We start from the raw sequence: 15326 nt of genomic DNA on the forward strand, positions 1-15326 counted from the left end.
ACCCCCTCCGGCCGTGCGGTCACCAGGGCACTGTGCCGTGGCGGTCGGTGAAGCTGCCCGTCGGGCCATCCGCCGCGATGCGTGCCATCCGCACGATGATCTCGGCGCCCTCCTCGACGGTCTGCGTCCCGGTGTTGTCGTTGAAGTCCGTCGCCGTGTAGCCCGGGTCCACCGCGTTGATCCGCATCCCCGGGTAGGCCTTGGCGAACTGCACGGTCACCATGTTGAGCGCCGCCTTCGACGACCCGTAGGCGATCGGCGTGAACTTCGACGCGATGCTGTCCGGATCCGTCGCCAGCGTGTGCGACCCGAGCCCGCTGCTCACGTTCACGACCACCGGTGCGGCGGACTTCTCCAGGAGCGGCAGGAACGCGTGCAGGGTCCGCAGCGCACCGAACACGTTCGTCTCGAACACGTTCCGCAGGTCTGCCGCCGTCAACTCCCCGGGCGCCTTGAGCGGGCCCCGGATGCCCGCGTTGTTGACGAGCACGTCCAGCTCGGTCAGCTGCGCCGCCGCCGCAGCCACCGACTCGTCACTGGTCACGTCCAGGACCAGCAGCCGCGCCCCGATAGCTTCCGCGGCGGCACGCCCGCGGGTCTCGTCGCGCGCCCCGACGTACACCGTGTGTCCCGCCGCGACGAGCTGGCGGGCGGTCTCGAAGCCGAGGCTCTTGTTCGCCCCGGTGATCAATGTCGTTGTCATGCCACTCAGCCTGTGCTTGTCGCCGCCGGCCAGGCAGTCGCCGCATCTTCCTGGGACTTTCCGTACCAGGCACATGGCCTCGGATGCGGGTCATGATGAGGTCATGGAGTTCGGGCAGGCGGTGCGGCGGTGGCGGGATCGGGTGCGGCCGGAGGCGGCCGGGCTGCCCGCCGGTGGGCAACGCCGGGCGGCGGGCCTGCGGCGCGAGGAGCTGGCGATGCTCGCGGGCATCTCGGTGGACTACGTCACCCGGCTCGAGCAGGGGCGGGCCACCGGGCCGTCCGTCCAGGTGGTCGAGGCGCTCGCCCGCGCGCTGCGGCTCGACAGCGCCGAGCGGGAGCACCTGTTCCGGCTCGCCGGCCTGGTCGCGCCCGGGCGCGGGACGATCCCGGCGCACATCACGCCAGGCGTGCAGCGGCTGCTCGATCGGCTGGACAGCACGCCGGTCGCCGTTTACGACGCCGCGTGGACATTGATCACCGCGAACTCGCCGTGGGCGGCGCTGATGGGCGACTTCTCGGGCACGCGGGGGAAGGAGCGCAACGTCGTGTGGACGCACTTCTTCCAGCCGTCCGGGCGGGTCGAGCCGCTGCCCTCGTTCGAGGCGTCGACGGTTGCGGATCTGCGCGCGGCGGCGGCGCGTTACCCGGGCGACACGCGGCTGGCCGAGCTGATCGCCGAGTTGCGCGCGGGCAGCCCACGGTTCCGCGAGCTGTGGGAGGAGGGGGCGATCATCCCGCACGCGTCGGAGCGGAAGACGGTCCACCATCCGCAGGTCGGTGCGCTGGAGCTGGACTGCGACGTGCTCACTGTGCCGGGCAGCGATCTGCGCATCGTCGCGTACACGGCGGAGCCCGGCTCGTCCGCCTGCGACCGGCTGGCCCTGCTGAGCGTGGTGGGACAGCAGAACCTCGTCGGGTAGCCCTATCCTCACGCGGTGGAGTGGAGCCTCATCGCCGCCCTGGCCGGACTCGCGCTCGTCGACAGCACCAGCGTGGGGACATTGGTCATTCCCCTGTGGATGCTGCTGGAGCCCAGGCCCCGGACTTCCCGGTTACTGCTTTATCTGAGTACGGTCGCCGCCTTCTACTTCGTCGCCGGTGTGCTCCTCACGGTCTTCGCCGGCACTGTTCGTGACGCCGTTGCCGACCTGTCCGTGCTCAGCTGGGTCCAGCTCGGCCTCGGCGTGGCTCTGTTGGTGCTCAGCTTCGTCGTCGACCCGGGCAAGCGGCGGCGTCGGCGCGGCAGCGTGACCCCGGCCGACCGCTGGCGGGCCCGCCTCTCCACCGCCGAGGGCTCACCCCGCGCGATGATCGGCCTCGGCGTCACGGCCGCCGGCATCGAGGTGATGTCGATGCTCCCGTACCTCGGGGCGATCGGGCTTCTCACCACGTCGGACCTGAGCCTGCCGATCTGGCTGCCGGCCCTGGCCGCGTACGTGCTGATCATGGTCCTCCCCGCGCTGGTCCTGCTCGCCGTCCGCGTGGCCCTGGGTGACCGGGTCCAGGAACCGCTCCAGATGGTCAGCGCGTGGCTGGCGCGGCACTCGGAGGGGGTGCTGGGCTGGGTCCTCGGCATCGCCGGCTTCCTGCTGGCCCGCGACGCCGCGTTCAAGCTGGGCCTCTTCGGGGTCTAGCTCAGGGTTACTGCGGCACCTTCCACGCCTTGACGGTCACAGCGAGGATCCCGGTGCCGTTGTCGGTGGTCACGGAGTTGACCGTCACGAAGACGAGCTTCTGGTCGATGCCCTCGGCCGCCGCCTGGTTCTGGGCCGTCTGGAAGCAGAGGGTCATGCCGCGGCTGGGGGCGATCGGCGACCGGCCGGGGTCGGTGCGGATGGTCTCCAGGCAGTCGGCGGGCGTCGCGTCGGGGCCGGAGACCTGCGCGAAGGGCAGCCCCGTCAGGATCGTTCCAGGGTCACAGCCGCCGTAGCGCAGCTCGGCATCGACCTCCCCCAGGATTCGTGGTTCGTCGAGATCCACACCCGTCCGATAGAGGTCATTGCAGTTGACCGATCTGATGCGCAGGTTCTCGCCCTCGTAGGCGACCTCGAACTGGGCGGTCGGGCTGATGTCCGTAGGGGTTCCGGACGCCGCGGGTTCGTCGGCAGTTTCGTCGGTGGGTTCGTCCGCGGGCGGCTCGGTGGTTTCCGTCACGGCCGGGCTGCTGACCGCGGGCGCCGGCAGCGGGCGGCTGTTCGCCTTCTCCGCGGTCACGACGGCGTCGTCGCTGCGGCTGAGCGCGAGCGCCGAGATGATCACGGCCGAGACGCCGACGACCAGGGCCAGTACGGCGACGATCAGCGTGACGGCCGGCAGGCCACCCCGTGATCCTCGTCTCGGCGTCTCCGGGGCAGGCGCCGGGTGATGCGGATTCGTCACCGATCCGCTCCTTGTCTCATGTCAGCGGGCCAGTGCCGGGGCGCGGAGCTCTGCTTCTCCGTCCGGGAACTGGCACGTCCATTGGATGCGCAATTTCTGCCGGCCGGCGATCGGGGCGTTCACCGTCGCCGGTGCTTTCCTGGTGACCACGTGGTTGGCGATCTGCCGGCCGTCGGCGAAGATTTTGATCTGCAAAGAGGTCTCGTCGTCGCGGGCTTTCGACACGCTCAGTCCGGCTCGCAGGGCGGCATAGCGGCCGAGGATGTCGTATTCGACCGTGCGTTGCCGGTCGTCGGACTCGCCGCTGGCGCAGGGCATGATCAGGTCGCCGGACCGGGCTTGGACGGAGCTTCCGCCCGCTGTCGGCGTCAGCTCTGTCAGGGGCGTCGCCCGCTCGTTTTTCTCTCCGGGTTTCTCTCCGGGCGCGGCTTGCCCGCTCACGTTTCCTTCTCCGGGCGCGGCTTGCCCGCTCACGGGACCGGCCGCGCCGGTGGTCGTGGTGACCTGATCGCCGCCCTCGCCGGCCGGGGCGTGCGGGCGGACCCAGGCGTAATAGGCGATCACGAGCGCGACAATGGCAATGGCCACGCCGAGGCCGCCGAACACCACTTGGATCCACGTGGAAACAGCGGCGGCGACCTTTCCGTCGTCCGGTGCCGGCGCGGATTCCGTACCCGCGCGTGTTTCTTGACGCATGTGCTCTCCGACCTCGTCCGGGCCCGCCATTCACGGTGATCGAGATCTTGGAATGCGGGCATCGGCCGAGCGGGCCGGGCGCGGCACTTGTCGGCGGGCGCCCGGCACCCGGGCGGGGAGGGTTTCCGGCTACCGTGATCTTGGCGGGAGGCGAGAGGCGAGAGGAGCGGCCCGTGGGGTGGACGATCGAGCGGCGCGAGTGGGACGACGCCGAGGGCGCGGCGTTGCGGGCGGCGCAACGGGCCGAGCTGGACGCGCGCTACGGCACCGACGATCATGAGCCGGGCCCGCCGCCGTCGGCCGCGGACATCGATGTGTTCCTCGTCGCTGTGGACGACGCCGGCCACGCGCTGGGCTGCGGGGCGCTGCGGCGGCTCGGGCCCGGGGTGGCGGAGCTCAAGCGGATGTACGTCATCCCCTCCGGCCGCGGCTCCGGCGTGGCGACCGACCTGCTGCGCGCCCTCGAGGCGGCGGCCGTGGCGCGGGGGTGGACGACGGTCAAGCTGGAGACCGGCCCGGCGCAGCCCGAGGCGATGAGGTTCTACGAGCAGTGCGGTTACCGGGAGATTCCGCTGTTCGGGCCGTACGCCGGGTCGGATCTTTCGGTCTGTTACGAGCGGGTGCTCCAGCCCGGCCCGGACGGGTCTCAGCCGGCGTAACTCGCGGCGGCCACCCGGCGTAACTCGCGGCGGCCACCCGGCGCAGCTCGCGGCGGCCACCCGGCGCAGCTCGCGGCGGCCACCCGGCGCAGCTCGCGGCGGCCACCCGGCCCAGCTTGCCGCCCGGCCGCAGGACAGGCCTCAGCCGGCGTAGCTCGCCGCCGCGACCCGGCGCAGCTTGTAGCCCAGCCGTTCGTAGGTGCGCAGCGCCGGGGCGTTCTCCAGATCCACGAGCAGGCTGACCGTACGCCGGCCCGCGCTGAGCCGGGCCGTCAGTGCACCGCAGACCCGCCGCGCCAGCCCCCGGCCGCGTACGTCGGTGCGGGTGGCGACGCCGCCGATCGAGGCGACCGTGCTGGTCGACCAGGCGTCCGCGGCCACGGCGAGCAGCCGGCCGTCGTCGTCGCGCAGGCCCACCCACCGGGTGACGCCGGTCCCACCCGGTACGGCGAACGAGTGCGGGTGATGCTCGGCGAGAAAGGCAGTGATCTCCGCCTCGTCGGTCAGGTCCTCAAGCTCGTCCGGCTGCGCCCAGGGCGGCACGGGCCCGCCGGTGTCCATCCAGCCGAACGTGCCCGCGAGCCGCAGCCCCGGGATGCGCGGTACGAGATCCGCGTCACCCCACGGGTGGAAGTCGTCGAACTCGGGGCGGATCCGCTGCAGCAGCTCGCCGAGCGTTTCCGCACTTCCCCGCACGGCGATGCGGTCGCGACGGCCGACGTCGGGACAGGCGACCGCCACGGCGTCGCCGAGCGCCCAGGCGCGCACCCCGGCGCGGAAGTCCTGCGCCGTCCAGAGCAGCAGGGGGTCGTCACCGGGAAGGTCGCGCAGCTCGATCACAGCAGCATCATGCGCGCCCCGGACGGGTGACCGCGGCCGGGGACGGACAGACGTGAGCCGGATCGCTTGACGCGAGCTGGCATGCTCCGCCTCATGCTGCGTACCTGGGAAAGGGCCGTGCTGCGACGGCCGCTGTGGCGCCGCACGGTGCTGGCGGGGTCGCTCGCGGCCGCGGCGTCCGTCCTGGTCATGGCCGGGTGTGACCTCTGGGTGCGCACGGTCGCGCACGATCATGTGTACGCCGTGACCGACGTCCCCGCCGCCCCGGTCGCCATCGTGCTCGGGGCGAAGGCCGACGACGAGGTGACACCGTCCCCTTTCCTGGCGGCGCGGCTGGAGATCGCCCGGCAGCTCTATGCGGCCGGCAAAGTCAAGGCGATCCTCGTCTCCGGGGACCACGCCGAGTGGACCTACAACGAGCCGGGCGCCATGCACCGCTGGCTGGTCGAGCACGGGGTCCCGAGCGGCCAGATCGTCCTCGACCACGCGGGCTTCGACACCTATGACACCTGCGCCCGGGCCAAGCGCGTGTTCGGCGTGACCAGGGCCATCATCGTGACCCAGAGCTATCACATCAACCGCGCCGTGGCCCTGTGCCGCCACCTCGGCGTGACGACCGACGGTGTGGGCGACGACACCGCCAAGCAGTACTTCGACTACTACCAGAGCGCGGGCCGCGAACGAGGCGCCGTGGTCAAGGCCGTCCTCGACGTCGCCTCCGGCCGCGACCCGGTCTTCCTCGGCCCCCACGAAACGGGCGTGGAAACGGCCGTCGCCGCCCGATGATCTCCACTGTCTACGCCGCTGCCACCCGGGCCGCCGGCGGCACGTGGCACACCTGCATCCCGGGCCACGTGGAGGACGGCGCCGACGATGTCATCCATGGCTACAGCGTGCAAAAGGCTGCCGTGGCGGTGGCCCTCCTCACCGAGGTCGACCGCGGATCATTGTCCCTCGGCGATCGCGTGCGGCTGACCGACGCCGACATCCTCGGCGGCAGCGGCACCTATCACCTGCAAGGCATCTGGGGCGACGAGATCACGGTCGCCGGCTTCCTGACCGCGATGCTGCTGGTGTCCGACAACACGGCCGTACGCCTGTGCGCCCGCGTGCTGCCCGCCGCGAGAATCAACGAGGTGCTCGGATCGCTGGGCCTCGTCCACACCCGGGTCGAACCGGCGGGCGACCGCTTCTTCCTGGGCGTGACGACGCCCCGGGAGACGGCCGACCTGTTGTGGCGTCTGGCGACCGGAAAGCTGCTCGCCCCGGCGACGACGGCGTTCGTGCTGCGGGTGATGCGGTCGACGAGCGGCTACCACGACGGCGTACGCCGCGACATGTCAAGCTCGGAGCGCAGCCGCGTGGCCACCAAGCACGGCGCCGACTACGACATTTCGGGCGCGGCCCGCCACGAGGCCGGCATCATCTTCGACCCGGCCGGCCAGCCCCGCCTCCCGTACGCCATGTTCGCCACCGCCCTCCCCGACCGCGACAACTACGGAAGCACCCACCCCGCCACCCAAGCCCACGCCACCATCGGCCGCGCAATGCTCGACTGGTGTGCTTGATAGCGTCGCCGCCGCCGAAGATCTCCGACGGCAAGGCGCCGGGAGACTGCGGGCCACTTGACGTCGTCCCGCCGATCAGGAACCTCTCGCCGGCCTCATAGACGAGCGTCGTCGAATTCGCCCTCACGAACGCCGGCGACGAAGTCGCGCCATTCGCGGAGAGAATAGCGCAGGATGCCCCCATCCGGATTCTTCGAGTCGCGCAGCGCGATGCCGCCATCAATGAAGGCCACCTGCACGCAGTTCTGTGCGGCGCACGCCTTGGCAGTGCGCCACTTCGACTCCGACGAGTTTTTTTCCACCATGATCCCCTCAGGCTGTCGAGGGCCATTCATAGATGGCCCGGCCTAAATGTCACACGCTTGTACACCGCCGGTTCATCACACATCCCGGCGGCTGGTTATCGTAACGATTCGACGCTTTCCTTGGCGCGTCGCAGCAGGTCAACTGACTCACGTTGAGTCAACGCCACATCTTGAATCTTCTTGAAAGCCTCGGCGAACCCATGGATCCTGGCCGCATCGTCCACCGTCTGGCCATCGTAGAGGTTCTCGAAGAAGACAAGTCCCGGAATTCGCATGCCGTTCGCGTCGTCCGGGAAGTCCACCATCTCGAAGCCCTGAAACATTCCATGATGGGCACCCGCGTCGAACGGTACCACCCGCAACGACACGTGAGGCACGGCCGCAACTGCCAGGAAGTGCTCCAATTGAGAGCGCATGACCTCGGCGCCGCCGACCATTCTGCGCACCACAGCTTCGTCGATGACGAAGGAGAACACGGGAGGATCCGCGGCCGAAAGCAATTCCTGACGGCGAAGCCTGATGCGTAAGGCCTTGTCCCGCACGGCCGGGTCGGCGGAACCGAACATGTCCAGCATCGCCCGCGCGTATTCCGGCGTCTGCAGCAGACCGGGAACCAGCAAGGGTTCGAACTCGCTGATCCGCCCGGCCGCGCCTTCGAGACCGATGAGCCGCTCCAGTGCCGGCTGCAGGCCCGCACCCTGCCACCAGCCCCGCTCCCTGGCCTCCACGGCCAGCGCCATGAGCTGCCGGCGCACCTCGTCGTCGGTGATGCCGTAGATGTCACAAAGATCGCGAACGTCGCGCGGGGAGGCGGCACGCTCGGCGGTCTCGATGCGGCTGATCTTCGACGGAGGACTCAGCAGCCGGTCGGCCGCCTCTTTCGCGGTCATCCCCGCCGCCTCGCGATGCTGCCGCAGAGCTGCGCCCAGGCGTCGACGCTGGACCAGGGGACCGGGGTCCGCAGGCATTCGCAACCCTCCGCGCGTCTGCGCCGCGTCAACGAGCGGCGTGGACAGGTTTCACGCAGAGGGAGGGAGGTTCCAGTGTCCGTTCACGACTGCGGGCGATCAACCACCGTCATCGTGAATTGATCATTGATCGACCCACACCCCACCAGCGGAGGTAACACCATGCCCCGAGCCGTCAGCGCGAATATCGTCGATGCGCGATCCCGCTCACATCTTTCCGCCCCGGGCCGGGGCCGGCCATGAAGATCATTTCGATTGTCTCGACCATCGCAAAAATGATCATGGCGAGTTTCCTGGCCGGCTTCGCGCTCGGCATGCTGGCGTTCTGCGTCCAGCCCTTCCCCGGCACTCCTGCGCCGGAGCCTTCCCAGAGCGCGATCGGCACCCTCCTCGGCGGCGCAGCCCGGGAAAGACCGTTTGAAGCATAGATGGACGTGGACATCCGGGGCGGGGTGGACGAGCATGGGACGGTATGACGGATCGGGGTTCTTCGTCCTCTCGGCGGGCGTTTCTGACCGCCACCGCGGCCGCTGCCGCGGTGCCCGCCCTCGCCGGTAAGGCACTGCCGGCCCACGCGGCGGCGGGCAGTCCGCAGAGCGGCCCGGCCAAGCAGGTGCCCGGTCCTGAGCTGCGGGCCATCCTCAAGGAGATCGACCCGCATCGCATCGAGACGATTGTCACGCGGCTGGCGGCCTTCGGGACGCGGCACACCTTGTCCAGCCAGGACGATCCCGTACGCGGCATCGGGGCGGCGCGGGAGTGGATCTTCGAGCAGCTGACCAAGTATGCGGCCGCCTCCCAGGGGCGGATGACCGTCGCGCTGCAGTCCTATGTGCAGGAGCCCGCCCCGCGCATCCCCACCGCCACCCGGATCACGAACGTCGTGGCGACGTTGCGGGGTACCGAGGAGCCGGAGCGGGTATACGTCGTCACCGGGCACTACGACTCGCGGGCCAGTGATGTGCTCGATGCGACGAGCGACGCGCCCGGGGCTGACGACGATGCTTCCGGGGTCGCCGTGATCATGGAGCTGGCCCGGGTCATGGCTCGGCGGCCCACGCGGGCGACCATTGTCTTCGCCGCCGTGGCCGGGGAGGAACAGGGGCTCTACGGGTCCGATCACCTGGCGCAGCAGCTCAAGGACGCGGGCGTGGACGTGCAGGCAATGGTCAGCAACGACATCGTGGGCACCGGGGACGCGCACGACGGGTCGGCGGCTGATCCGCGTACCGTCCGGCTCTTTGTGGAGGGTGTGCCGACGGCCGAGACGCCCGCGCAGACGGCGACCCGGCAGTCGGTCGGGGGTGAGAACGACGGGCCGTCGCGGCAACTGGGCCGCTTCGTGCGGGACGTCGCCGAGAACACGCAGACCGGCATGGCCGTGCGCGTCGTGTGGCGCCGGGACCGCTATCTGCGCGGCAGCGACCACATCTCGTTCCTGCAGCGGGGCTGGCCGGCCGGGCGCTTCACCGAGCCGCGCGAGAACTTCGCGCACGAGCACCAGGACGTGCGCGTCGAGGACGGGGTGCAGTTCGGGGACCTGGTGGAGTTCTGCGACTTCCGGTACATCGCGCGGGTCGCCCGGGTGAACGCGGCGGCGCTGTGGTCGCTGGCGCAGGCGCCGGGGACGCCGAAGGGTGTGGTCATCGACACCACTCAGCTGACGAACGAGACGACGTTGCGGTGGGCGGCCGGTCAGGGCAGCCCCGCCGGCTACGAGGTGCTGTGGCGCGAGACGACGGCACCCGACTGGCAGCACGTCCTGCCGGTGGGCGACGTCACCACGGTCACGATCGACCTGTCGAAGGACAATGTCTTCTTCGGCGTACGCGCGGTGGGGCGCACCGGTCTCCGCAGCCCCGTCGCCGCCCCCGCGCCGGGCTAGGAACCACCCCCGCGCCGGGCTAGGAGCCACGTCTCGTCCCGGTCCAGGTAACGGTCGACGCGCAGTCCGGCCGACGTCACCGCCGCCTCGAACTGCGCCCGCGTCAACGGCCGGGACAGGAACACCTGCCGCCACTCGGCGTCGGGGAACACGTACTCGGCATGCATCTCCCGCACCCCGTCGCCGAGGTCGACGGAAGCCGTGATCCGCGCGACACCGTCGAGCAGCGGCCGCTCGCGCGGCACCTGCGTGTGCCACCCCGCGCCCTCGCGCTGGATGATCACCGCGCCGCTGTCCGTCACGTGCCGGCGGCAGGTCGCGAGCAAGCCCTGCCGCACGGCCGGGTCGCCGGCGTGCACCAGGAACGAGGCCAGCAGCACGACGTCGAACCGCTCGCTCAGCTCGAGCCGCTCGATCGGGCTCCGCACCGTGGCGCGCGCGCCGGTCACCTCGGCCAGCATCGCGGCGCTCTCGTCGACCGCGGTCACGTCGAAGCCCAGGGCGGCCAGCGGCCGGGTCATCCGCCCGACGCCGCAGCCCAGCTCCAGCAGCGTGGCCGGCGGCGGGACGGCCGCGGCGACGATGTCCGGCGAGCCGTCCGGAGGCAGCCGCTTGTAGAGCTCGACCGCGCAGCCGTCGGGCGTGATGTCGCCGGGGCCGCTGCCGGAGTAGCCGGGCCGGTACGTCGTCTCCATCCCGCCACACTATTGGCTACCGTTTGCTCGTGCTGACCACTGTCACCGTCGCCCGCGCCGAGCCCGGGCTGCTCCCCCACTTCCCCGATCTCGTGCGCCTGCCGGACGGCACGCTGCTCGCGGCCTATCGGGAGGGCGCCGGCCACGTCCGCTCGGACGGCCGGATCCGCGTCGTCACGAGCGCCGACGGCGGGCAGACGTGGGGAAGGCCACACACCGCGGTGGACGGGCCCTGGGACGACCGCGACCCGAAGCTGGCGGTGCTCGCGGACGGCTCGGTGCTGCTCAGCTGGTTCGTGCTCGACTGGAGCACCGAGCCGCACACCAACCTCGGCACCTTCGTGCGCCGCAGCCCTGACGGCGGACTGACCTGGGGCGACTCCGTCCAGGCGGGCGTGACGGCGTCGCACGGCGCGGCGGTCCAGCTGCCGGGCGGAGACCTTCTCCTTCCCCTGTACGGCCGGCAGCCCGGCGGCCAGTGGGAGCAGGCCACGGTCGCGCGCAGCACCGACCTCGGCGCCACGTGGACGGTCTCGGTGCTCGCGGCGCGGGACGGGGTGAACTTCCAGGAGCCCACGCTGACCGTGCTGGACAGCGGCGAGCTGGTCGCCCTGATCCGCACGACCGGCGACGTGGCGTGGATCGCCCGCTCCGCCGACGACGGTCACACGTGGAGCGTGGCCGAGCCCACGGACCTGCCGGCGTCCTCGCATCACGCGCTGGTGCTGAGCTCCGGCGAGGTGCTGGTCACGTACGGGGATCTGGCGCGGCGTTTCTCCCCCCGGCGCGACACCGTCGGCCGCGTCGTGCGGCGGCCGGAGGGCTCGTGGAACGGCTACCCGGACGTGCAGCTCTACGACTCGGGCCATCACGACCAGGCCAACCCGTCGAGCGCCGAGGTGGCGCCGGGCCGCTACCTGACGCTGGGCTTCGACATTCCCGCCGCCGCCGTGGTCGGAGTTTTCAGCAGCGCCGAGGACTTCCCGGCGTAGCTTGAGAGGCATGCTTCTGACGATCGTGGCGGACTACGGTGTCGGGGATCTGGCGTTCGCGGAGGTGCGGCAGCGATTCGCGAGCCTGCTGCCCGAGGCCGACGTGGCCGCGATCCCGGTGCCACCGTTCGACACGGTCAGCGCCGGCTTCTGCGTCGCGCAGCTGGCCTTCGGGCAGGGCCCCGCCGATCGTGTGATCTACGCCAACGTCGCGCCCCGCCAGGACGAGGACGAGCCCCGTGAGGACAACGCCGGCGAGCGCCTCGTCGCGGCCCGCCTCGACTCCGGCGTCCTGGTCGTCGGCGTGGCGGCCGGCGCCAGCCTGTCCTTCCTGGCCGGCGCGGGCGTCCCCCTCCGGGCCGTCGCCGTCACCGACGCCGGCTCCCAGTTCCGCTCCCGCGACGTCTTCCCCGACGCCGTCGCCGGCCTGGTCCACGGCGACAACACCCTGCTCGGCGACCCCGTGACCGTCGCCCCGGCGCCGCAGCGCGCGCTCGCCTACACCGACGGCTACGGCAACCTCAAGACCACCTGGTACGAAGCCCCCGCCGCGACCGGCACCACCGTCCGCGTCCGCATCGGCGCCGCCACCGCCGAGGCTGTGGTCAGCGACGGCGTCTTCACCGTCCCGGCCGGCACGATCTCCTTCGCCCCGGGCAGCTCGGGCTGGTCGGGCCGTGCGTGCTACGAGCTCTTCGCCCGCGGCGGCAACGCGGCCGAGCTCTTCGGCCACCCGGCCGCCGGCACCCCGGTCGAGATCCTCCCCTGAGCACCGTCCACCCGGACCGCCCGGTGAACTGAGCGTGAACAACCACGCCGGGCGCAGCGGGCCGGGGCCTCCGGGCGTTCAAGGACGCGACGGAAGGGACCCCGGATGCGGTTCGACGATTTCATAGCGGCGCGACTACGGGCGCTGCTGAGATACGCGACGGTGCTCTGCGGCGACAGGGCCGAGGCCGACGACCTGGTGCAGGAGGTGCTGACCCGCGCGCTGGTGAGGTGGAGACGGATCGAGGGACTGGCCGAGCCGTACGCCTATGTGCGCGCCATGGTCACCAACGAGTTCCTGTCGCGGCGGCGCCGGCGGCGGTTCCGGCTGGTGCCGCTGGACCAGCACGAGCAGGCGGCGCCCGCGGTGCCGGAGGGCGACCCGGAGCTGTGGGCCCGGCTGGCCACCCTTCCCCGGCAGCAGCGGGCGGTCGTGGTGCTGCGGTTCTACGAGGACCTCGGCGACGAGGAGATAGCCGAGGTGCTCGGGTGCCGGACGAGCACGGTCCGGGCGTACGCGAGCCGCGCGCTCGCCACTCTGCGCGTCACCCTGACCCGCGAAGGGATGTTGTCATGACCACGACCGACGAGCTGCGGCGCGCCCTCGACCGGGGCGCCGGGACCGCCTCCGACGGCGCGGGCATGGCCGACCGGGTCCGCGCCGGGGCCCACCGCATCCGCCGCCGGCGCCGGGTGACCGCGGTCGCCGTGAGCGCCTCTCTGGTACTGGCGGCGGGGCTGGCGGTGACCCGGCTGCGCACCGAGCCCCCGGCGCCGCCGGCCGCCCCCGCCTATCGGGAGCCGGGCCGGCTGACCGTACGCCCGGCCGCCGGCTCGAAGTCCGTCTGGCAACAGGGGTTCGACGGCACGATGCAGTGGCTGATGCCGTCGGAGGACGGGACGAGGCGGGGTGACGTGGTGATCCGGGTCTTCGACCCGGGCTCGTACGACGCCACGGCATTGCGCAAGGGCGAGCGGGTCTCGGTCGGCGGGCAGCCCGCGTTCTGGGCCTACACGCCGGTCGAGGCCACGAACGGGCTCACCGGCGCGCGCGGAACCGTCATGGCGGCGACCGTGGGCTGGCAGGACGGATCCGGCGCCTGGGTGACCGTCGCCGATCGGAAAGCGGCGGACCGGACGGACGGGCTGGACGATCCGGCGGGGGTGCGGAAGGCCCTGATCGAGGCGGCCGGACAGGTGCGCCTCGGCCCGCCGCAGGGCCTGGGGGTGCCGGTGCACTTCCCGGCCGTCGCCGACGACCTGCCGATGACCTTCGCGGACATCACCCGGCAGCGGGGCAACCCGATCGCCCGGCTCGGCTTCGGCGCCGGCCCGGTGCCGGACCTGAGCGTCGGTTTCGCCCGCGGTCCGGTGCCGGACGATCCGCTGGAGGTCACCGTGTGGACGGTCGGCAAGGTGAACTGGAAGGAGCTGACCGGCGATCCGGTCAACACCACCGTCGCCGACCGCCCGGCCCGCTACTACGAGCGGAACGACCACCTCGGCGTCCCCCCGGGCGGCAGTCTGCTGCTGATCGAGGCCGGCACGTGCGGGCTCGAGATCCTCGTCCGGGACCGGACGAGAATCACCCGCGCCGACCTGGAGACCATGCTCACCGGCGCGACGGTGGACGACTGCACGTCCACCACGAGCTGGACCGAGCCGGTCAGCTGAGATCGCGGTGCGGGCGGTGCGTTCCGGCCAGGAGCGCCCCGCCCGCGATCGCCGCGATGCTGCCGGCGACCAGCGGGGCCGCCGGCGCGACGCCGTCCACGAGCAGCCCGCCGCCGACCGCGCCCAGAGCGATCGCGATCTGGAAGACGGTCACGGTGAGCCCGCCCATCTGCTCGAGCCGCGCCGGCTCGGTGCGGGCGCCCCAGGTCTGCGCCGTCGTCGGCACGCCGCCGAAGCCGAAGCCCCACAGGGCGGCGGCGAGGAACAGCCCGGCCGTCCATCCGCCGATGACGACCATGGCGAGCATGCCGACGCCGAGCACCACGGGGAACACCAGAGCGGCCGCCCGCAGCGACCGGTCGGCGAGCACGCCGCTGAGGGCGGTGCCCGCCACGTTGGCGATGCCGTAGACCAGCAGGAGCACGGCGAGCCCGTCGGCGTCGATGCCGGACACGCTCTCGGCGGCCGGGCGTACGTACGTGAAGCCGGTGAAGTGCCCCGCGACGAGCAGGAGGATCGCGGTCAGGCCGAGCAGCACGATGCCGGAGCGCAGGGTCGAGCCGAGGGCTCGCAGGCCGCCGGCGGTCTCGGGAACGACGCGGGGCAGGGTCGCCGCCTGGACGACGAGCGCGAGCACCGCGGCGCCGGCGCTGAGCAGGAAGACCGCCCGCCAGCCCCACAGCTCGCCGAGCCAGGTGCCCAGCGGGACGGCGGCGATGGTGGCGGCCGAGACGCCGGTGTTGACGACGGTCACGGCGCGGCCCAGGTGGCCGGCGGGCACGAGCCGGGCCGTCATCGCGATCGCCAGGGCCCAGAACCCGCCGAGCGCGGCCCCGAGCAGCAGGCGCGCGGCGAGCAGCACGCCCAGGTTCGGCGCCAGCGCCACCAGGATGTCGGAGACGACGGCGACCAGGGTGAGCCCCATCATCACCCGGCGGCGGTCGGCCCGGGGCACCACGACCGGCAGGAGCAGGCCGGCCAGACCGGCGCCGATCGCGGTGACCGTGACCGACTGGCCGACGGCGCCCTCGGACACACCGAAGTCGCCGGCGATGCGCGGGAGCAGACTGGCGGGCAGGAACTCGGCCATGACCAGCGCGAACACGCCGAGGCTCAGCGAGACGACACCGCCCCAGGAGGCCGGCCGGACGCTCTTGCCGGCGTCGGTGATCAGGGTGTCCGCCACAAGGCC

Annotated in this window: 19 protein-coding genes; 11 read left to right on the forward strand and 8 right to left on the reverse strand. The window is 71.9% G+C overall.

From position 1 onward, the window contains the following. Positions 1–19: 19 nt before the first annotated feature. A complete protein-coding gene (locus tag RAN62_RS22100; protein WP_305786623.1) occupies positions 20–703 on the reverse strand; it encodes an SDR family NAD(P)-dependent oxidoreductase in 684 nt (227 codons plus the stop codon). 103 nt (positions 704–806) lie between these two features. Here RAN62_RS22100 and RAN62_RS22105 point away from each other — a divergent pair, with 103 nt between their 5' ends. Further along, the gene (locus RAN62_RS22105; RefSeq protein ID WP_305786624.1) at positions 807–1625 is read left to right on the forward strand and encodes a helix-turn-helix transcriptional regulator; all 819 of its coding nucleotides are present in this window, start codon (positions 807–809) and stop codon (positions 1623–1625) included. Between the two features lie 15 nt (positions 1626–1640). Further along, entirely contained in the window at positions 1641–2339 is a 699-nt protein-coding gene (locus RAN62_RS22110; protein WP_305786625.1) for a GAP family protein, read from the forward strand. Between the two features lie 7 nt (positions 2340–2346). On the opposite strand, the gene RAN62_RS22115 is transcribed toward RAN62_RS22110, so the two are convergent. Then, complete coding sequence (locus RAN62_RS22115) at positions 2347–3084, reverse strand: hypothetical protein (protein ID WP_305786626.1); 738 nt, start codon at positions 3082–3084, stop codon at positions 2347–2349. Positions 3085–3105: 21 nt separating this feature from the next. Beyond that, positions 3106–3810: an NPCBM/NEW2 domain-containing protein gene (locus RAN62_RS22120; protein ID WP_305786627.1), complete on the reverse strand. Its 705-nt coding sequence runs from the start codon at positions 3808–3810 to the stop codon at positions 3106–3108. A 143-nt stretch (positions 3811–3953) separates the two neighbouring features. Here RAN62_RS22120 and RAN62_RS22125 point away from each other — a divergent pair, with 143 nt between their 5' ends. Next, positions 3954–4439 carry a GNAT family N-acetyltransferase gene (locus RAN62_RS22125; protein WP_305786628.1) on the forward strand — a complete coding sequence of 162 codons (486 nt, stop codon included), beginning with the start codon at positions 3954–3956 and terminating at the stop codon, positions 4437–4439. Positions 4440–4580: 141 nt separating this feature from the next. Here the strand turns inward: RAN62_RS22125 and RAN62_RS22130 are convergent, their stop codons facing one another. Next, complete coding sequence (locus RAN62_RS22130; RefSeq protein WP_305786629.1) at positions 4581–5279, reverse strand: GNAT family N-acetyltransferase; 699 nt, start codon at positions 5277–5279, stop codon at positions 4581–4583. A gap of 93 nt (positions 5280–5372) precedes the next feature. Between RAN62_RS22130 and RAN62_RS22135 the strand changes: the two genes are divergently transcribed. Both RAN62_RS22135 and RAN62_RS22140 read left to right on the forward strand, forming a co-directional pair. Further along, positions 5373–6065: a SanA/YdcF family protein gene (locus RAN62_RS22135; RefSeq protein ID WP_305786630.1), complete on the forward strand. Its 693-nt coding sequence runs from the start codon at positions 5373–5375 to the stop codon at positions 6063–6065. After that, on the forward strand, positions 6062–6847 hold the full coding sequence (locus RAN62_RS22140; protein WP_305786631.1) for a serine hydrolase: 786 nt from the start codon (positions 6062–6064) through the stop codon (positions 6845–6847). Before RAN62_RS22135 ends, RAN62_RS22140 begins: the two co-directional genes overlap by 4 nt. Before the next feature lie 95 nt (positions 6848–6942). Here RAN62_RS22140 and RAN62_RS22145 read toward each other — a convergent pair whose 3' ends face one another. Together RAN62_RS22145 and RAN62_RS22150 are read right to left on the reverse strand one after the other, a co-directional pair. Then, positions 6943–7152: a DUF397 domain-containing protein gene (locus RAN62_RS22145; protein WP_305786632.1), complete on the reverse strand. Its 210-nt coding sequence runs from the start codon at positions 7150–7152 to the stop codon at positions 6943–6945. Between the two features lie 95 nt (positions 7153–7247). Then, positions 7248–8120 carry a helix-turn-helix domain-containing protein gene (locus RAN62_RS22150; RefSeq protein WP_305786633.1) on the reverse strand — a complete coding sequence of 291 codons (873 nt, stop codon included), beginning with the start codon at positions 8118–8120 and terminating at the stop codon, positions 7248–7250. Between the two features lie 239 nt (positions 8121–8359). Between RAN62_RS22150 and RAN62_RS22155 the strand changes: the two genes are divergently transcribed. After that, on the forward strand, positions 8360–8548 hold the full coding sequence (locus RAN62_RS22155; protein WP_305786634.1) for a hypothetical protein: 189 nt from the start codon (positions 8360–8362) through the stop codon (positions 8546–8548). A gap of 44 nt (positions 8549–8592) precedes the next feature. After that, positions 8593–10005, forward strand: a complete 1413-nt coding sequence (locus tag RAN62_RS22160) for a M28 family metallopeptidase (protein WP_305786635.1) — start codon at positions 8593–8595, stop codon at positions 10003–10005. Here RAN62_RS22160 and RAN62_RS22165 read toward each other — a convergent pair. After that, the gene (locus tag RAN62_RS22165) at positions 10002–10700 is read right to left on the reverse strand and encodes a class I SAM-dependent methyltransferase (protein WP_305786636.1); all 699 of its coding nucleotides are present in this window, start codon (positions 10698–10700) and stop codon (positions 10002–10004) included. The genes RAN62_RS22160 and RAN62_RS22165 overlap by 4 nt on opposite strands. Before the next feature lie 29 nt (positions 10701–10729). Between RAN62_RS22165 and RAN62_RS22170 the strand changes: the two genes are divergently transcribed. The 4 genes from RAN62_RS22170 to RAN62_RS22185 all read left to right on the forward strand — a co-directional run bounded on the left by RAN62_RS22170 (position 10730) and on the right by RAN62_RS22185 (position 14134). Further along, positions 10730–11692, forward strand: coding sequence for a sialidase family protein (locus RAN62_RS22170; protein WP_305786637.1), 963 nt, complete (start codon positions 10730–10732; stop codon positions 11690–11692). A gap of 10 nt (positions 11693–11702) precedes the next feature. Then, positions 11703–12461: an SAM-dependent chlorinase/fluorinase gene (locus RAN62_RS22175; protein WP_305786638.1), complete on the forward strand. Its 759-nt coding sequence runs from the start codon at positions 11703–11705 to the stop codon at positions 12459–12461. Between the two features lie 105 nt (positions 12462–12566). Further along, positions 12567–13037: a sigma-70 family RNA polymerase sigma factor gene (locus RAN62_RS22180; RefSeq protein ID WP_305786639.1), complete on the forward strand. Its 471-nt coding sequence runs from the start codon at positions 12567–12569 to the stop codon at positions 13035–13037. Then, positions 13034–14134 (forward strand): hypothetical protein, encoded by a 1101-nt coding sequence (locus RAN62_RS22185; protein WP_305786640.1) that lies wholly within the window; start codon positions 13034–13036, stop codon positions 14132–14134. Before RAN62_RS22180 ends, RAN62_RS22185 begins: the two co-directional genes overlap by 4 nt. On the opposite strand, the gene RAN62_RS22190 is transcribed toward RAN62_RS22185, so the two are convergent. Beyond that, positions 14127–15320, reverse strand: coding sequence for an MFS transporter (locus RAN62_RS22190; RefSeq protein WP_305786641.1), 1194 nt, complete (start codon positions 15318–15320; stop codon positions 14127–14129). The two genes, RAN62_RS22185 and RAN62_RS22190, sit on opposite strands and share 8 nt — an antisense overlap. Positions 15321–15326: the final 6 nt, after the last annotated feature.

The organism is Symbioplanes lichenis (assembly GCF_030709675.1).
GTDB classification, from domain to species: domain Bacteria; phylum Actinomycetota; class Actinomycetes; order Mycobacteriales; family Micromonosporaceae; genus Actinoplanes; species Actinoplanes lichenis.

Coding starts and splice junctions, on each gene's coding strand:
- RAN62_RS22135 (WP_305786630.1), top strand. CDS start 5,373: ATGCTGCGTACCTGGGAAAGGGCCGTGCTGCGACGGCCGCTGTGGCGC.
- RAN62_RS22150 (WP_305786633.1), bottom strand. CDS start 8,120: ATGCCTGCGGACCCCGGTCCCCTGGTCCAGCGTCGACGCCTGGGCGCA.
- RAN62_RS22160 (WP_305786635.1), top strand. CDS start 8,593: ATGACGGATCGGGGTTCTTCGTCCTCTCGGCGGGCGTTTCTGACCGCC.
- RAN62_RS22165 (WP_305786636.1), bottom strand. CDS start 10,700: ATGGAGACGACGTACCGGCCCGGCTACTCCGGCAGCGGCCCCGGCGAC.
- RAN62_RS22180 (WP_305786639.1), top strand. CDS start 12,567: ATGCGGTTCGACGATTTCATAGCGGCGCGACTACGGGCGCTGCTGAGA.
- RAN62_RS22100 (WP_305786623.1), bottom strand. CDS start 703: ATGACAACGACATTGATCACCGGGGCGAACAAGAGCCTCGGCTTCGAG.
- RAN62_RS22185 (WP_305786640.1), top strand. CDS start 13,034: ATGACCACGACCGACGAGCTGCGGCGCGCCCTCGACCGGGGCGCCGGG.
- RAN62_RS22140 (WP_305786631.1), top strand. CDS start 6,062: ATGATCTCCACTGTCTACGCCGCTGCCACCCGGGCCGCCGGCGGCACG.
- RAN62_RS22175 (WP_305786638.1), top strand. CDS start 11,703: ATGCTTCTGACGATCGTGGCGGACTACGGTGTCGGGGATCTGGCGTTC.
- RAN62_RS22120 (WP_305786627.1), bottom strand. CDS start 3,810: ATGGCGGGCCCGGACGAGGTCGGAGAGCACATGCGTCAAGAAACACGC.
- RAN62_RS22155 (WP_305786634.1), top strand. CDS start 8,360: ATGAAGATCATTTCGATTGTCTCGACCATCGCAAAAATGATCATGGCG.
- RAN62_RS22145 (WP_305786632.1), bottom strand. CDS start 7,152: ATGGTGGAAAAAAACTCGTCGGAGTCGAAGTGGCGCACTGCCAAGGCG.
- RAN62_RS22105 (WP_305786624.1), top strand. CDS start 807: ATGGAGTTCGGGCAGGCGGTGCGGCGGTGGCGGGATCGGGTGCGGCCG.